Consider the following 17,186-nt stretch of genomic DNA (forward strand, 5'->3'; position numbering starts at 1 on the left):
ATAGCCGCCTTTCCTGGCGGCTATCCTTTGGGCCCGTCAGGTATGGGGGCTGGCCTTCATGACGCTCGACCATTGCGGCAGCGTTTTCCGAGAGAGACATGATGCGGGAATGGCTGCGACGGGCGGCACGCGTCCTGGGGCTCGCGCTGCTGGGGTGGGTGGGGCTGTCCGTCCTGCTGGTCCTGATGTTCCGGGTGGTGCCGGTAGCCGGCTCCATGGTGATGATCGAGCGCAAGGTGGAGGCCTGGCTCGCCGGTGAATCCCTGGATATTCGCCAGCAGTGGCGTCCCTGGCCGCAGCTTTCCGACAACGCCAAGCTGGCGGTGATCGCCGCCGAGGATCAGCGGTTTCCGGATCATCATGGCTTCGACTTCGTCGAGTTGCGGCGTGCCGTGATGGCGAGCCTGGGTGGCGATGCCCTGCGCGGTGCCAGCACGCTCAGCCAGCAGACCGCCAAGAACCTCTTTCTCTGGACCGGCCGCAACTGGGTGCGCAAGGGGCTCGAGGCGTGGTTCACCCTGCTCCTCGAGTTGCTCTGGCCCAAGGAGCGCATTCTCGAGGTCTACCTCAATATCGCCGAATGGGACAACGGCGTCTTCGGCCTGGAGGCGGCGGCGCAACACTATTTCGGGGTCTCTGCCGCCGAGTTGACGCCAGTCCAGGCCAGCCGCCTGGCGGCGATCCTTCCCAATCCCCGCGGCTGGAGCGCCTCTCGTCCCGGTGCTTACGTCCTGCAACGTAGCGACTGGATCCGTGGCCAGATGCGCAATCTGGGGCCTGCCTACCTGGATCGCCTGTGAGCTTCTCCACCTCGACACGCAAGCTGTCGCGATCACGACGCTCGTGACGTTTTTGGGATTTTCCCGGTCGCTCCCAGGCGCCGGGGCGAGGGGGGCGAGGGCTATGCTGCCGGCATGATCATGCATCAACCGGAGCCCTGTCATGACCCCTGCCGAGCTGCACCAGGACGCCATCGTCATCGATGGTCTGATCATCGCCAAGTGGAATCGCGAACTCTTCGAGGACATGCGCAAGGGCGGGCTGACCGCTGCCAATTGCACCGTCTCCGTCTGGGAGGGATTCCAGGCCACCGTCAACAATATCGTCGCGACCAACGCCCTGCTGGCCGAGTCCAGTGACCTGGTCCGTCCCGTGCGTACCACGGCGGACATCACTCGAGCCAAGGAAGAAGGCAAGACCGGCATCATCTACGGATTCCAGAATGCCCATGCCTTCGAGGACCAGATCGGCTACGTCGAGGTCTTCAAGCGTCTCGGCGTCGGCATCGTGCAGATGTGCTACAACACCCAGAATCTGGTGGGGACCGGCTGCTACGAGCGCGACGGCGGCCTGTCCGGGTTCGGTCGCGAGATCGTCGCTGAAATGAACCGCGTGGGCATCATGTGCGACCTCTCCCATGTCGGCGAGAAGACCTCCACCGAAGTCATCGAGGCCTCCGAGAAACCGGTCTGCTACTCCCACTGCCTGCCGTCCGGGCTCAAGGACCATCCGCGCAACAAGTCCGACCAGGAACTGAAGTTCATCGCTGACCATGGCGGTTTCGTCGGCGTGACCATGTTCACTCCCTTCCTGCGGGCGGGTGTCGACGCCACTATCGACGACTATGTCGAGGCCATCGAGTACGTGATGAACATCGTCGGTGAGGACGCCATCGGCATCGGCACCGACTTCACCCAGGGCCAGGACCATAATTTCTTCGAGTGGCTGACCCACGACAAGGGCTATGCCCGTCGCCTGACCCGCTTCGGCGAGATCATCAATCCCGAAGGCATTCGTACCATCGGCGAGTTCGGCAACCTCACCGAGGCGTTGCTGCGACGCGGCTTCAGCGAGCCCCAGGTACGCAAGATCATGGGGGAGAACTGGGTGCGCGTGCTCAAGGACGTCTGGGGTGAGTGAGACGCCGGCGACAGCCGCAAGCGCTCATGCTACCTGAAGCCCTACCACAATAATCAGCAAGTTTGAGGAACAACACCGTGACCAAGATGGCTCCTGAACTGCCCATTGAGGTGGATGCCGAGACCGGCGTCTGGACCACCGATGCGTTGCCGATGCTCTACGTGCCGCGCCACTTCTTCATCAACAATCATGTGGCCGTCGAAGAAGCGCTCGGTGTCGAGACCTATGCCGACATTCTCTATCACGCCGGCTACAAGAGCGCCTGGCACTGGTGCGAGAAGGAAGCGGAGCTGCATGGTCTGAAGGATGAGGCGGTCTTCGAGCACTACATGACGCGTCTTTCCCAGCGTGGCTGGGGCCGGTTCATCACCGAGCACATCGACCTCGAGGCTGGTACCTGCCGGGTACGTCTTGAGCATAGCGCCTTTGTCTACCAACTGGGCAAGGTCGGGCGCCGGGTCGAGTACATGTTCACCGGGTGGTTCGCCGGTGCCATGGACCAGATCCTCGCCGCACGGGGCAGTCAGCTGCGCACCATCGCGGAACAAACCCAGAGCGCCGCTGAAGAGGGCTGTGACGTTGGCTACTTCGTCACCGTGCCGCGCGATACCCGGGATCAAGGCTGAGGAGAGAGACCATGGCGTTCGATGCGATGTTCCAGCCGATCCAGATCGGCAACCTGACCATTCGTAACCGGGTGGTGAGCACCGCCCATGCCGAAGTCCATGCCACCGATGGCGGCATGACCACGGAACGTTACGTCAAGTACTACGAAGAGAAGGCCAAGGGCGGCTGTGGCCTGTGCATCTGTGGCGGCTCCTCGCCGGTGTCGATCGATAGTCCCCAGGCCTGGTGGAGTTCGGTGAATCTCGCCACCGATCGGATCATTCCGCACTTCCAGAACTTGTCGGAAGCCGTGCACAAGCACGGCGGCAAGATCATGATCCAGATCACCCACATGGGGCGTCGTTCGCGCTGGGATGGCTTCGACTGGCCGCACCTGCTGTCGCCGTCGGGCATCCGCGAACCCGTTCACCGCTCGACCTGCAAGACCATTGAAGAAGAAGATATCTGGCGCATCGTCGGCGATTTCGCCCAGGCCGCGCGTCGTGCCAAGGAAGGCGGGCTGGATGGTGTCGAGCTTTCCGCCGTCCACCAGCACTTGATGGACCAGTTCTGGAGCCCCCGGGTCAACAAGCGTACCGACCAATGGGGCGGCAGCTTCGAGAACCGCATGCGCTTCGGCATGGAGGTGCTCAAGGCCGTTCGCGAGGAAGTGGGTGACGATTTCGTGGTGGGCATGCGCATCTGTGGTGACGAGTTCCATCCGGACGGCCTGTCCCACGAGGACATGAAGCAGATCGCCGCCTACTACGATGCCACAGGCCAGGTCGACTTCTTCGGCGTGGTCGGCTCCGGCTGCGATACGCACGATACCCTGGCCAACGTGATCCCCAACATGTCCTATCCGCCGGAGCCCTTCCTGCACCTGGCGGCGGGCATCAAGGAGGTGGTCAAGGTCCCGGTGATCCACGCCCAGAACATCAAGGATCCCAATCAGGCCAATCGGATCCTCGAGGGCGGGCATGTCGATCTGGTGGGCATGACCCGGGCGCATATCGCCGATCCGCACCTCATCGCCAAGATCAAGATGGACCAGGTCGATCAGATCAAGCAGTGCGTGGGCGCCAACTACTGCATCGATCGTCAGTATCAGGGCCTGGATGTGTTGTGCATCCAGAATGCCGCCACCTCCCGCGAGTATCTGGGAATGCCGCACGAGATCGAGGTCACGGAAGGGCCCAAGCGTCGCGTGGTCGTGGTGGGCGGTGGTCCCGGTGGCATGGAAGCGGCTCGTGTCGCCGCCGAGCGTGGGCACGAGGTGACGCTGTTCGAAGCCGCCGAGCAGCTCGGTGGCCAGATCACCATCGCTGCCAAGGCACCGCAGCGCGATCAGATCGCCGGTATCACCCGCTGGTATCAACTCGAGCTGGCGCGGCTGGGCGTCGATCAGCGCCTGGGGACGCGGGCCGACGAGGCCACCATCCTCGATTTGCGCCCGGACGTCGTGGTGCTGGCCACGGGGGGACGTCCCTTCCTCGATCAGCACGAGGAGTGGGGCTACGACGAAGATCCCGACAAGAGTCTGGTGGTCAGTACCTGGGATGTTCTCGAAGGCCGCGTCGAGCCGGGCAAGAACGTCTTGATCTACGACACCATCTGCGAATTTTCCGGCGTCTCGGCGGCGGACTATCTGGCCGACAAGGGGGCCAAGGTCGAGATCGTCACCGACGATATCAAGCCGGGTTCCGCGGTGGGTGGCACCACCTTCCCGACCTACTATCGTAGCCTCTACGAGAAGGAGGTGATCATGTCCTCCGACCTGGGGCTCCACAAGGTCTACCGCGAGGGCGAATCGCTGGTGGCGGTACTCGAGAACGAGTATACCGGTGCCCAGGAAGAGCGCGTGGTCGATCAGGTCGTGGTGGAGAACGGCGTGCGCCCCGATGAGACGCTCTACTATGCCCTCAAGCCCCAGTCGCGCAACAAGGGTCAGGTGGACCTCGAAGCGCTCTACGCCGCTCAGCCACAACCCTGCCTGTCGGAGGGAGGTGACGGATTGTTGCTGTTCCGCTTGGGAGACTGCACTTCGCCGCGCAATACGCATGCGGCGATCTACGATGCCCTGCGTCTCTGCAAGGACTTCTGAGGAAAGCTGTTGCACTGGCCAGGCGTTGTCGAAGGTCGGCTGTCAGGCTCATGGGCTTCCGGCCCACGCCGCTGACTCGCTGGCCTTCGCCTGGCCTGGCCGTTGCCCATGACGCTTTCCCGCCCATCGAGGCGAATGTGTCAGGCGCTTTCTTTACCTGCGTCGGAACGCATCGATAACAACTCCATGTTCGTGAGGTGAGACGAGATGCTCGATATCCTCCTGCCGATCCTGATCGCCGCCGCGCTGGCACTGGCGGCGATCGGTGCCGCGCGGCGCGTGCGCCTGTGGCGCCAGGGGCGGCCCGCTCGGGTCGACTTGCTCAAGGGACTCGCCGCCATGCCGCGTCGTTACCTGGTGGATCTGCACCATGTCGTGGCGCGGGACAAGGTGATGTCCAATACCCATGTGGCCACCGCCGGCGGTTTCGTTGCCGCCGCCGTGCTGATGATCCTGGTCCACGGGCTGGGACTGGCCGAAGGGGTGCTCGGTTGGTTGTTGCTGTTGGCCAGCGCCACCATGTTCGTCGGCAGCCTCTTCGTGGCGCGCCGTCGTCTGAACCCGCCGGCTCGCCTTTCCCGTGGCCCTTGGATGCGCTTGCCCAAGAGCCTGATGGTCTTCTCGTTGAGCGTGTTCGTCATCACCCTGCCCAGTGTCGGCCTGCTGCCCGAAGGCCTGTTGGCTGGCGCGGGGGGCGTTATCTTGACCCTTCTGCTGGCGCTGCTGGTGACCTGGGGGCTTGCCGAGATGCTGGTCGGCATGGGTTGGGGCGGCCCGATGAAGCATGCCTTTGCCGGAGCGCTGCATCTGGCCTTCCACCGTCGGCCCGAACGCTTTTCCACCCGGCGAGGGGGCGAAGGACGCTCGACCGGTCTCAAGGCTCTGAACCTCGAGGACCCGGAAGCACCACTCGGTGTCGAGAAGCCCGCCGATTTCACCTGGAACCAGTTGCTGGGGTTCGATGCCTGCGTGCAATGCGGGCGTTGCGAGGCAGTGTGCCCGGCCTTCGCTGCCGGCCAGCCGCTCAACCCCAAGAAGCTGATCCAGGACATGGTGGTGGGCCTGGCCGGTGGCAGCGACGCCGGATATGCCGGCAGCCCCTATCCTGACCGTCCCGTGGGTGAGCATCACGGCTCGCCCCATGGCCCCATCGTGGCTCGGGAAGGCAAAGCGCTGGTCGACGCCGAAACGCTGTGGTCCTGTACCACCTGTCGGGCCTGCGTTGAGGAATGTCCGATGATGATCGAGCACGTCGATGCCATCGTCGACATGCGGCGCTTTCTGACGCTGGAACACGGCCAGACCCCCGGCAAGGGGGCCGAAGTGCTCGACAACTTGATCGCCACCGACAACCCTGGCGGCTTCGACCCCGGCGCCCGGATGCATTGGGCTGCCGACCTCGAGCTGCCGCTGATGTCCCAGCGTGGAGAAGCCGACGTGCTGCTGTGGCTGGGTGACGGTGCCTATGACATGCGCAACCAGCGGACCCTGCGTGCCCTGATCAAGGTGCTGCGTGCTGCCGGCGTCGATTTCGCGGTGCTGGGCGACGAAGAACGCGACAGCGGTGACGTGGCGCGACGGCTGGGCGATGAGGCGACCTTCCAGTCGCTGGCCCGCCGCAACATTGCCACGCTGTCGAAGTATCGTTTCGATCGCATCATTACCTGCGACCCGCACAGCTTTCATGTTCTGGGCAACGAGTACGGCGAACTGGGTGGCGACTATGACGTTTTCCATCACAGCACCTTCATCGCCGAGCTGTATGACGCCGGGCGCCTGACCTTCCGAGCATGGAAAGGGGGGCGTGTGACCTATCACGATCCCTGCTATCTGGGGCGCTACAACGGCGAATTCGAGGCGCCGCGCAATGTGCTCAAGGCGCTGGGCATCGAGGTGGCCGAGATGCAACGTTCTGGCTTCCGCTCGCGCTGTTGCGGCGGTGGCGGCGGCGCGCCGATTACCGATGTGCCGGGCAAGCAGCGAATTCCCGACATGCGCATGGGCGATGTCCAGGAAACAGGTGCCGATCTGGTCGCCGTCGGCTGTCCGCAATGCACGGCCATGCTGGAAGGCGTGGTCGACAGCGACGCCGAGGTCCGCGATATTGCCGAGCTGGTGGCGGACGCGCTGGTCGACAGTACGCCCTCCAGCACGCCTGGACCGGCGTCGACCCGGCAGCCGTTGGCTGAGGAGGTGGCGTGATGAGTGAGATCAAACGGCGCGACCCGCGCAAGGAATGGATTGCCCGCAATCGTCTGCATCCGCAGCACCTGGAAGTTCTGGCGGAACTGGGCCAGGGGGCGGCCAGCGAATGGATGGGGCCGAACGGTGTGCTTCGGCGCAACCCTCATGCGATAGGCTTCATCGGCCCCAATGGTATCAAGCGAATCGATCGCAGCGGGGCGCAGCAGGGCGTGGCCGGTGCCGGGGCCGCGACGTCGACCGTGGTCCAGAAGCCACTGGTCGAGATCGACGAGCCGGCCTTCTCGGTACTGGTGGTGCCGGACATGGCCGGCGGCCGCCTGAGCGGCCATGACCGGGATCTGCTCGGTCTGGCTCGCCGTCTTGCCGATGCGGACCCGGAGGATCAGGGCGCCGTCGTGGCCGTCATTTTCGGTCCCCACAAGGAGACGAGCTTTGGCGAGGCGGGCATCGATCGCCTGCTGCATCTCGACTCGCCGGACGTGGCGGGCTATGCGCCCGAGGCGCGATTGGGGGCCCTGGCAGTGGTCGAGCAGGCCTGGGCGCCGCGGCATTGGCTGTTGCCGGACTCCAAGCTGGGCGGCGGCGAGATGGGACGACGCCTGGCGGCGCGTCTCGGCGAGCGGCCGGCAACAGGAGTCTGGCAAGTCGAGGCGGATACCGAAGTGCCGTCGGGATGGCGTTGTACGGCGCGGGGAGCGGCGGAGTCGGTAGATATCCAGCGCCCCCTGCCACGGGTCGCGCTGGCCCTGGCCGAGTGTGCCGAGCCGGTCAGCGAGACGCGACATGCCGCCGCTGAACTGGCCTTGCCCCAGCCATTGCCATCGATGCTGTCGCGTATCGAGGATCTCGGCCAGGTGCCCGTCGATCCATCCGGCGTCGCCCTGTCCGAGGCCGAGTTCATCCTGTCTGCCGGTAACGGCGTCAAGGACTGGGAAGGCTTTCATCACGCCGCCGAGGTGCTGGGGGCGACCGAAGGGGCGTCCCGGGTGGCGGTGGACGATGGCTTCATGGCGCGCGACCGTCAGGTGGGCGCCACCGGCACCTGGGTGACGGCTCGGGTCTATGTGGCCGTGGGCATCAGTGGTGCCATCCAGCACCTGCAGGGCATCCAGACGTGCGAGAAGGTCGTGGCGATCAACATGGACCCGGGGTGCGACATGATCAAGCGCGCCGATCTGGCGGTGATCGGCGACTCGGCCCGGATACTCGAGGCCTTGGTCAGCCTGGTGGAACAAGCGCGAGAGGAGAAACGCGATGCAGCCTGACACCACCATGACGCCGGCGCTGGAAGTGACGGTGCTGGTTTCCATCGGGCGTCATCCGGTGACCGGCCGGGCGAGGCGTGCCGATCAAGATGCCCGGGGCGTTGAGCTGGCGCGGTCGCTGGCGGACGCTGAAGTGAGCCTGCTGCATGCCGGTGAACTGGCAGAGGCGAGTGAGCCAGCGTTGCGTGGCTACCTGGGCATGGGCTTCTCCGAACTCTCGTTGCTCGAGCAGCCGGAGGGCGCCGATGTGCTGCCTGCGCTTGCCGAAACCCTGGACGCGGCCATGCCACAGCTGGTGATTACCGGCGAGCGCGCCGAGCGGGGAGAAGGGTCGGGATTGTTGCCCTACCTGCTGGCCGAGCGTCTCGGATGGCCCCTGGTAAGTGGCTTGGCGGCGGTGGAAAGCGTCGAGAATGGTGTGGCGACCCTGCTGCAAGCCCTGCCGCGCGGGCAGCGGCGGCGTCTCAAGGTGCGCCTGCCGGCTATCGTCACCGTCGACGGCGCGGCTCCCGCGCCTCGCCAGAGCGCTTATGGACCGGCGCGCCGTGGCACCTTCGAGACGATCGCGGGCCCGGTCAGTCGCGACGAGGCATGGGCTGAATGGCAGGTGCAGCCCGCCCGCAAGCGCCCCAAGCGCCTGAAGATCGTCAAGGCAGCCTCGGCGCGGGATCGCTTCAAGGCTGCCGCGGCCAAGGCCGAAGGCGGGGGCGGTCAGGTACTGACAGATGTCACGCCGGAACAGGGGGCCGAGGCAATTCTGAAGCTGCTGCGCGAGGAAGAGGTTCTGCGTTGACACGCCAGCCCGTGAGGCGCTTGAACGAAACGCAAACGGCGGCCTGAGAGGGCCGCCGTTTTTGCGTTCCGAGGTCGGGCGAGCTTCGATATCAGATCTGGGCCATGGCGTCGGTGAAGCCCATCAGCGAGATATCCAGGTCCATGCGCTGACCGTTCGGTGCGATCAGGCTCAGGGTTGCCGTGGTGCCGCCACGCAGGCCTTGCAGCAGCGAGGGCTGGAGGGGTACGTCGGCACGGCAGCCTTGTTGCTGGCAGACCTGATAGGGGAACTGCACCGGTTCGCCGTTATCGACGCTGAGTTGCAGGCCCGGCGCCAGGCGGACGCCCAGCGGCATCAGGAAGGTCATCACGGGCGTATCGGCTTGAGGCGGGTTGGCGATGACCACGCGCATCAACGGCTGGTCGCTGTCGGCATTGGTGATGATCTGGTTCATGGTGCAGGGCCCCTGGCTGGCATCCTGCGGGCAGATCACTTCCCAATCCTGGTACTGCTCGGTAGTGACGTTGGCATTGCCCGTCGGTTGTTGCTGGGCGAAGGCCTGCGGCGCGAAGGCCAGCAGTGAAAGCAGCGCGACGAGACAGAGGCGTGGCGCGAGGCGGTCAAACATATTCGACAATCTCCTGTAGGTGGCAGCGAGTCCATATCGCTGGGGTAGTTCAACATGACTATCACCTCCGTGGCGAATGCGCCAGGAGGCAATGTCGGTGGCTTTCCGTATCGGGCCGATTCGATGCCCGTGCCGTGACCGGAAACGCACCACTCATCATCCCGAGACACTTTGTAAATCAATGCCCCGTGCCGGGCAACCAGCGTATCGTGAACGGGGCGAAAACGTCGGCCGAGTGGCGTCGAGACATTCGATGGCGTCGCTGGCGACAATGGCCTCTGGATGGCTTGACGGTGGTGTGCGTCGAATGATCGAAGGAAGAGGCCGGGATAGGGGCGTCCCCATCGCGGCATGCGCTTGCCTCTCGGCCTGCAGGGCCGTCCCGGGCAGGTGGCCGACGCTGTGTCATGACGGATGTCTCGTTTTGACATGGCGGTGACTCGCTGGGAACAGTGCGCTTCCGTGGAGGGGCTATGGTCGAGAGGCGGAGCTTCCGCCTCTCACCACAAGCCGAAGGAAGATAACCATGAGCACAGCCAACCGCGGTGTCGTCTACAAGGGTCCAGGGCAAGTCGCTGTCGAGTCGATTCCCTACCCGGAACTTGCGCTTGGCAACCGCAAATGCCAGCACGGCGTGATTCTCAAGGTCGTGACCACCAACATCTGTGGCAGTGATCAGCATATGGTACGAGGCCGCACCACGGCCCCCGAGGGGCTGGTTCTCGGCCACGAAATCACCGGAATCGTCATTGAAACCGGCCGCGATGTCGAGTTCCTCAAGCCGGGCGATATGGTCTCGGTACCCTTCAATATCGCCTGTGGTCGCTGCCGTAACTGCAAGGAAGGCCAGACCGGTATCTGTCTCAACGTCAATCCGGCCCGTCCCGGTGCTGCCTACGGTTATGTCGACATGGGCGGTTGGGTCGGTGGCCAGACCGACTACGTCATGGTGCCCTATGCGGATTTCAACCTGCTGAAATTCCCGGATGCCGATCAGGCGATGGAGAAGATCCGTGACCTGACGTTGCTGTCCGATATCTTCCCCACTGGCTTCCATGGCTGCGTCACTGCTGGCGTTGGCCCGGGCAGCACTGTCTACATCGCCGGCGCCGGTCCGGTTGGTCTGGCCGCGGCGGTATCCGCACAGCTGCTGGGCGCGGCCTGCGTCATCGTCGGCGACATGATCGAGGAGCGTCTGGCACAGGCCCGTAGCTTCGGCTGCGAGACCATCGACCTGACCCAGGATGGCGACATGGCCGACAAGATCGAGGTGATCCTGGGCGAGCGCGAGGTCGATGCCTTCGTCGACTGCGTCGGTTTCGAGGCCCACGCCTGTGGCTGCAACCACGGCAAGGAAGCGCCCGCGGCCGTGCTGAACTCCGCCATGTCGCTGACGCGTGCCGGCGGAAAGATCGGCATTCCGGGCCTGTATGTGACCGAAGATCCCGGCGCCGCTGACGAAGCCGCCAAGCAAGGCTCCTTGAGCATGCGCTTCGGCCAGGGTTGGGCGAAGTCCCATTCCTTCCATACCGGTCAGTGCCCGGTCATGAAATATCACCGTCCGTTGATGCAGGCGATCCTGTTCGACAAGGTCAAGATCGCTGATGCGGTCAATGTTCAGATGATCACCCTGGATGAGGCGCCCAAGGGGTATGCCGACTTCGACGGTGGCGCGGCGAAGAAATTCGTCATGGATCCTCATGGCAGCGTCGCTGCCTGAGACACAGTCGACGACATGATGGCTCGACGAGGTCCATCCGGTTTCCCGGGTGGACCTCTTTTGGCATTGCCAGTCCTGCGGGGCGATGCCAGTCTTCGTCAAGAGCAAGCGTCACGTGCATCGCGGCCCAGCGTCACGCCGGGATACGTCGATGCGGCGATGGCCGAAGGGAGGATGATGCGATGATGATCGTTGAGCTGATCGATGGGGACGATTTCCGCGACCGGCTGGTTGAGTTGGGAGTGCGCATCCCTGAACACGCCTGTCCCGAGACCTGTGCACGAATGGCGTTGCGCAAGCATATGGACGTGGGGGTGCCTGGACTCCAGGACCTGGTGCGCGAAATGATGGGCAAGACGGATGTGTTGCTGCCCTCGGTGAGGGCGGCCATCGAGCGCTTTTTGCTGCCCGGGTTGCGTTGATTCGACCCTGAATGCCGCCGGCCCCGTAAGGGGCCGGCGATATCGTCAGATAGATGGCGGTCATCCTTCGGCCAGGGCCAGGTGGGAGGTGTAGCCGAGGTTTTCCAGCATGCGTTCGCTGTACCAGTCGACGAAGTCGATCACGCCGAATTCGAACGTCTCGGAGTAGGGGCCCGGTTCGTAGGCGGAGGAGTTGATGCCGCGCTGGTTCTCCTCGGCGAGACGACGATCCTGGTCGTTGGTAGCGTCCCAGACGCGGCGCATCCGCTCGGGATCGTAATCGACGCCCTCGACGGCATCCTTATGCACCAGCCACTTGGTGGTCACCATGGTTTTTTGCGGTCCCAGCGGGAGGACGCGGAAGACCACGGCGTGATCCCCCATGAAATGGTTCCAGGAATTGGGCAGGTGGAGGATGCGTAACACGCCGAGGTCGGGGCTTGGCACATTTCCCATCAGCTTCTTGCAGGCCTGCTTGCCATCCATGGTCATCGAGACGGTACCGTCCAGCAGCGGCGTGCGGGTCAGGCGGTTGCGTCGGCCCAACCGCTTGAGCTGCCAGGGCACGCCCATGGCTTGCCATTCCCCTTGCTTGCGCGCCACCAGTTCCTTGTAGGCCGGTGTGGCGCGAGGGTCCTCGCTGTCGTCGAATTCCTGCAGGGAGTTGAGCAGTTCCGGGTGCGCGCCGTTGCAGTGGTAGCACTCCCGGTTGTTCTCGATCACCAGTTTCCAGTTGGCCTGCTCGACGATGCTGGATTCCACGGCCACCTTGACGTTGTCCATGTCATAGGGGGCGAGATAATGCTCCAGGGACTCCAGCAGCTCGTCGATGGCCGGAGGCTGTTCGGCCAGGCTGATGAAGATGTAGCCGCCGGCGGTCCTGACGTGCACGGGCTTCAAGCCGTAGGCGGAAAGATCGAAATCCTCGCCCATGTCGGTGCCGGCGAACAGCAGCCGCCCGTCGAGTTCATAGGTCCACTGGTGGTAGGGGCAGACCAGCTTGGCGACCTTGCCGCTCTCCTTCAGGCACAGCCGCGAACCACGGTGCCGGCAGACATTGTGGAAGGCATGTATCTCGCCGTTGTTGCCGCGCACGATGACAACCGGATTGTCCCCGATCTCCAGGGTGATGAAGTTGCCCTTGGAGGGAAGCTCGCAGGTCAGGCCGGCGAACAGCCATTCCTTCGAGAAGATCTCCTGGATATCCAACTGGAACAACCGTTCGTCGTTGTAGAACGGCTGTGGCAACGAGAAGCGGCGATGGCGCTGCGTCAACATCTCAGCCGCGGCATCGCGGGCCGTGGCCAGGGGGTCATCCAGACGGGCAAAGGACAGGGAATCCATGAAGCACTTCCTCATTGCAGGGTCACTCGCGTGACCTCGGGATTGTAGGTTGGGGGAGCCGGTCAGGGTCGTGTGGGCCGCGCGACGGTGTAGGTCGTGGCGGATTGGCAGCGAGTGTGGAACAGCGTCAGAAGCGGGGGTTGTCTGCCGACGACGCGAGTCGATGCAGTTGCGACGCCAGATGTAAGAAAAATTGGTATCTCTGGATGCCATGGATATGCCTGTGTCGCTGACAGGCAAGCCGACAAGCGAGGGGCTGCGCAGAATTCGCTCAACGGCAGGCGGGCACCGCGGTCGGACACCTCCATGCTGCAGCCTAGGCGACGCGACGATGACAATGAACTTTCTTAACCCCGTCACCACCCAGACCTGGACCAATGGCCGCCATCTGGTGCGTTGCGTCAAGGTGATCCAGGAGACCTGGGATACCCGTACCTTCTGTTTCATGGCCGAACAGCCGGTCATGTTCTTCTTCAAGCCGGGGCAGTTCGTCACCCTGGAACTGGAGATCAATGGCGAGCCGATCATGCGCTCCTACACCATTTCCAGTTCCCCGTCGGTTCCCTACAGCTTCTCGATCACCGTCAAGCGCATGCCGGGCGGCGTGGTGTCCAACTGGCTGCACGACAACCTGAGCATCAACGACGAACTGGCGGTGCATGGGCCGGTCGGCAACTTCAACATCATCGACTATCCGACCGACAAGATACTGATGCTTTCCGGTGGTGTCGGCATCACGCCGTTGATGTCCATGGTGCGCTGGCTGTTCGATACCAATGCCGCCGTCGATCTGCAGTTCGTGCACAGCGCGCGTACGCCCAAGGATCTGATCTTTCATCGTGAACTGGAGCACATCTTCTCGCGGATTCCCGAGTTCAAGCTGCATATCGTCTGCGAGCGGGGTGACGAGCTGGGCGAGGCCTGGTCGGGGTTCCGTGGTTACCTGAATCAGGCGATGCTCGAGCTGATGGCGCCGGACTTCATGGACCGGGAGATCTTCTGCTGTGGTCCCACGCCTTACATGAATGCCGTCAAGCAGTTGCTGAAGGCCAACGGCTTCAACATGGACCACTACCATGAGGAGTCCTTTGGCGCCACGCCGATGGACGTCCAGGAAGAAGTCATCGAGAACGTCGAGCAGGCCGAGGCCGAGGCGGAAGAAGTCGATGCCGCCGATCTGGTCACCGTGGAGTTCAGCTCCACCGGCAAGAGTGTCAAGATTCTGCCCAGCGAGACCGTGCATGCCGCTGCCTCCAAGCTCGGCCTGCACATTCCCAAGGCATGTGGCATGGGAATCTGTGGCACATGTCGAGTGGGGCTGTCCTCCGGCCAGGTGGATATGGAGCACAATGGCGGCATCACCGAAGAGGACATCGAGGAGGGCTACATTCTCTCCTGCTGCAGCAAGCCGTTGGGCGATGTCGTGGTGGACTTCTGAGACGACTGCCCTGCCGGGGTTTGCGTCATTGTTCAACGACCGGGAGACTGAAGCGCTCCCGGTCGTTCCGTTCGAGAGGCCCTCATGACCGATTCCCTTGCGCCACCGCTTTCCGTCGGCTTCGTGCTGTTGCGTCGTTTCACCATGCTGCCCTTCGCGGCCTTCGTTGATTGCCTGCGTCTGGCGGCGGACGAAGGCGACCGCAGTCGGCAGCTACGCTGCCATTGGGTGTTCATGACCAGCGCGGGACAGGATGCCATTTCCAGTTGCGGGGCGGCGATCACGCCCTGTACAGCCTTTCGCGAGCCGACGGAGTTCGACTACATCGTGACCATCGGTGGCGTGCAGGACGAGCATGATGATGTGGACGAGACGGCGATTGCCTACCTGCGTCGGGCGGCTCGTGCGGGCGTGCCGCTCATCGGCGTCTGCACCGGAGTCTTTGCGCTGATCAAGGCGGGCGTGATGGGCGGGCGGCGCTGTTGTGTCAGTTGGTACCACCATGGCGACCTGACACGGCGCTTCCCCGATATCGAGCCGGTGGCGGATCGGCTGTTCGTCGACGACGGCAATCGGCTGACATGCGCCGGCGGCACCGCCGCCGCCGATCTGGCGGCCTATCTGGTGGAGCGCCACCTGGGCAAGGCCTGGGCCATGAAGAGCTTGCATATCATGCTCATCGACGAGGTGCGTCGCGGTGATCATCCCCAGCCGCAACCAGTGGTCTTCGACAAGGTGGAGGATCGCGTGGTGCGACGCGCCATCGGTATCATCGAACAGCATCTCGGCGAGGTGATCACGGTGGATGAGCTGGCTCGTCGGGTAGGAACGTCGCGCCGCAATATCGAACGCAAGTTCCGCGACGAGCTCGGTGTCGGTCCGCAGAAGTTCGCTCGAGACCTGCGTCTGCGCTATGGCCTCTGGTTGCTGCACTATACCGCCAAGAGCGTGACCGAGATCGGTGAGCGCTGCGGTTTCTCCGACACGGCGCACTTTTCCCGCCACTTTCGTGATGCCTTCGGTGCCACGCCTTCCACGGTGCGCAAGACGGCCTCGGGACGCGAAGCGATCCAGGTCGATCCCTTCTTCCTGCATATTGAATCACGCCCTGCCCAGGAGGCGTGACAGCGAACCGCGAGGGTGTGCCTCGGGGGAGTTGGTCTCCGTGGAGTGGTGGAGATATTCAATCTTTTGGCGAGAAAAATATCTCCCTGAACAGTATGTTGCGCGGCCAGTCGTGAATATGGCGTTAAAGTTGTCGCATACGTTCAATCGCTGAGCGTCCGGGTTGGCTATTAATGAGGCAACGGAGAACGGATCGCGGCCGGGTGTCTCGGTCGACGATGACGGTGTCGCTTCCAGAATACCTGGCGATCCACTTTTTCTTAACGTTGTGAAGTCAACCCTCAGGTGATGCCATGAACGACAACAACCTTACCCAGACCGATCCGCAGATCGCCGCCGCCATTGCTGACGAAGTGGCGCGACAGGAAGCCCACATCGAGCTCATCGCCTCGGAGAACTATGCCAGTCCGCAGGTCATGGCCGCTCAGGGCACTCATCTGACCAACAAGTATGCCGAGGGATATCCCGGCAAGCGCTACTATGGTGGCTGCGAGCACGTCGATGTGGTCGAGCGCCTGGCTATCGAGCGGGCCTGTGCGCTGTTCGGCGCCGATTACGCCAACGTCCAGCCGCACTCTGGTGCCCAGGCCAACGCAGCGGCCTTCATGGCGCTGGTCTCGCCGGGTGACACCGTGCTGGGCATGAGCCTGGCTCACGGCGGTCACCTGACCCATGGGGCGGCGCCGAACTTCTCCGGCAAGCACTACAACGCCGTGCAGTACGGCCTGAATCCCGAGACCGGCGAGATCGACTACGAGGAAGTCGAGCGCCTGGCGCACGAACACCAGCCCAAGCTGATCATCGCCGGCTTCTCGGCCTATTCCCGGGTGATCAACTGGCGCCGCTTCCGCGATATCGCCGATGCCGTTGGCGCCTGGCTGCTGGTCGACATGGCGCACGTCGCGGGTCTGGTGGCCGCCGGTCATTATCCGAGCCCGTTGCCCCATGCGCATGTGGTGACCACCACCACCCACAAGACCCTGCGGGGGCCGCGTGGTGGCTTGATCCTCTCCGCCAGCGGCGACGAGGCACTCTACAAGAAGCTCAACGGCGCGGTCTTCCCCGGCCAGCAGGGCGGTCCGCTGATGCATGTCATCGCCGCCAAGGCGGTGGCCTTCCGCGAGGCCATGAGCCAGGACTTCGTGCGTTATCAGGCGCGGGTCATCGACAACGCCCGCGCCATGGCCGAAGTGTTCGTCGAGCGCGGCTGTGATGTGGTATCCGGCGGCACTGACGACCACCTCTTCCTGGTATCGCTGATCAAGCTCGGCGTGACCGGCAAGGACGCGGATGCCGCCCTGGGTCGTGCCAATATCACGGTCAACAAGAACGCGGTTCCCAATGATCCCCAGAGCCCCTTCGTGACCTCGGGGCTGCGCATCGGCACCCCGGCGGTGACCACGCGTGGCTTCGATCAAGCGGATTGCGTGGCCCTGGCCGGCTGGATCTGCGACATCCTCGATGTGCTGGCCAAGGAAGAGGACACCACCGAGATCGAAGCCGAGGTGCGCGGCAAGGTCGCCGAGCTGTGTGCTCGTCATCCGGTCTACGGTGCGCCTCGGGAAAGCCAAGCCGACGCCGCCTCCATCGCGTGACGCCCTTCCCGCCCGCCAGGGCGGGAATCCAGTAGGAGA

The 17,186-nt window shown here is 63.7% G+C and carries 14 protein-coding genes; 12 read left to right on the forward strand and 2 right to left on the reverse strand.

Going from position 1 to position 17,186, the window contains the following annotated elements:
• The first annotated feature begins 98 nt into the window (after nucleotides 1-98).
• From mtgA to etfB, 7 genes are all read left to right on the forward strand, one after another.
• Complete coding sequence (gene mtgA / locus HSDC_RS06945) at nucleotides 99-800, forward strand: monofunctional biosynthetic peptidoglycan transglycosylase (RefSeq protein ID WP_064699213.1); 702 nt, start codon at nucleotides 99-101, stop codon at nucleotides 798-800.
• Nucleotides 801-942: 142 nt separating this feature from the next.
• Nucleotides 943-1,920 (forward strand): dipeptidase, encoded by a 978-nt coding sequence (locus HSDC_RS06950; RefSeq protein WP_064699214.1) that lies wholly within the window; start codon nucleotides 943-945, stop codon nucleotides 1,918-1,920.
• 77 nt (nucleotides 1,921-1,997) lie between these two features.
• Entirely contained in the window at nucleotides 1,998-2,546 is a 549-nt protein-coding gene (locus HSDC_RS06955; RefSeq protein ID WP_064699215.1) for a DUF5943 domain-containing protein, read from the forward strand.
• Nucleotides 2,547-2,557: 11 nt separating this feature from the next.
• Nucleotides 2,558-4,630, forward strand: coding sequence for a dimethylglycine demethylation protein DgcA (gene dgcA, locus HSDC_RS06960; RefSeq protein WP_064699216.1), 2,073 nt, complete (start codon nucleotides 2,558-2,560; stop codon nucleotides 4,628-4,630).
• Nucleotides 4,631-4,837: 207 nt separating this feature from the next.
• Entirely contained in the window at nucleotides 4,838-6,832 is a 1,995-nt protein-coding gene (locus HSDC_RS06965) for a (Fe-S)-binding protein (protein WP_064699217.1), read from the forward strand.
• On the forward strand, nucleotides 6,832-8,100 hold the full coding sequence (gene etfA / locus HSDC_RS06970) for an electron transfer flavoprotein subunit alpha (RefSeq protein ID WP_064699218.1): 1,269 nt from the start codon (nucleotides 6,832-6,834) through the stop codon (nucleotides 8,098-8,100). The genes HSDC_RS06965 and etfA overlap by 1 nt, the downstream gene beginning before the upstream one ends.
• Nucleotides 8,090-8,893 (forward strand): electron transfer flavoprotein subunit beta, encoded by an 804-nt coding sequence (gene etfB, locus HSDC_RS06975; protein ID WP_064699219.1) that lies wholly within the window; start codon nucleotides 8,090-8,092, stop codon nucleotides 8,891-8,893. The genes etfA and etfB overlap by 11 nt, the downstream gene beginning before the upstream one ends.
• A 91-nt stretch (nucleotides 8,894-8,984) precedes the next feature.
• On the opposite strand, the gene HSDC_RS06980 is transcribed toward etfB, so the two are convergent.
• The gene (locus HSDC_RS06980) at nucleotides 8,985-9,503 is read right to left on the reverse strand and encodes an invasion associated locus B family protein (RefSeq protein WP_064699220.1); all 519 of its coding nucleotides are present in this window, start codon (nucleotides 9,501-9,503) and stop codon (nucleotides 8,985-8,987) included.
• Nucleotides 9,504-10,029: 526 nt separating this feature from the next.
• Here HSDC_RS06980 and fdhA point away from each other — a divergent pair.
• Together fdhA and HSDC_RS06990 are read left to right on the forward strand one after the other, a co-directional pair.
• A complete protein-coding gene (fdhA, locus tag HSDC_RS06985; RefSeq protein ID WP_064699221.1) occupies nucleotides 10,030-11,223 on the forward strand; it encodes a formaldehyde dehydrogenase, glutathione-independent in 1,194 nt (397 codons plus the stop codon).
• Between the two features lie 182 nt (nucleotides 11,224-11,405).
• Nucleotides 11,406-11,645, forward strand: coding sequence for a hypothetical protein (locus HSDC_RS06990; protein ID WP_064699222.1), 240 nt, complete (start codon nucleotides 11,406-11,408; stop codon nucleotides 11,643-11,645).
• A 60-nt stretch (nucleotides 11,646-11,705) separates the two neighbouring features.
• Here HSDC_RS06990 and gbca read toward each other — a convergent pair whose 3' ends face one another.
• Entirely contained in the window at nucleotides 11,706-12,989 is a 1,284-nt protein-coding gene (gbca, locus tag HSDC_RS06995; RefSeq protein ID WP_064699223.1) for a glycine betaine monooxygenase oxygenase subunit, read from the reverse strand.
• A gap of 331 nt (nucleotides 12,990-13,320) precedes the next feature.
• Here gbca and gbcB point away from each other — a divergent pair, with 331 nt between their 5' ends.
• The 3 genes from gbcB (at nucleotide 13,321) to glyA (ending at nucleotide 17,147) form a co-directional block, all read left to right on the forward strand.
• On the forward strand, nucleotides 13,321-14,427 hold the full coding sequence (gene gbcB, locus HSDC_RS07000) for a glycine betaine monooxygenase reductase subunit (protein WP_064699224.1): 1,107 nt from the start codon (nucleotides 13,321-13,323) through the stop codon (nucleotides 14,425-14,427).
• A gap of 84 nt (nucleotides 14,428-14,511) precedes the next feature.
• A complete protein-coding gene (locus HSDC_RS07005) occupies nucleotides 14,512-15,552 on the forward strand; it encodes a GlxA family transcriptional regulator (protein ID WP_064699225.1) in 1,041 nt (346 codons plus the stop codon).
• A gap of 293 nt (nucleotides 15,553-15,845) precedes the next feature.
• Nucleotides 15,846-17,147: a serine hydroxymethyltransferase gene (gene glyA / locus HSDC_RS07010; RefSeq protein ID WP_064699226.1), complete on the forward strand. Its 1,302-nt coding sequence runs from the start codon at nucleotides 15,846-15,848 to the stop codon at nucleotides 17,145-17,147.
• Nucleotides 17,148-17,186 lie beyond the last annotated feature (39 nt).

The organism is Halomonas caseinilytica (assembly GCF_001662285.1).
Taxonomy (GTDB): Bacteria; Pseudomonadota; Gammaproteobacteria; order Pseudomonadales; family Halomonadaceae; genus Halomonas; species Halomonas caseinilytica.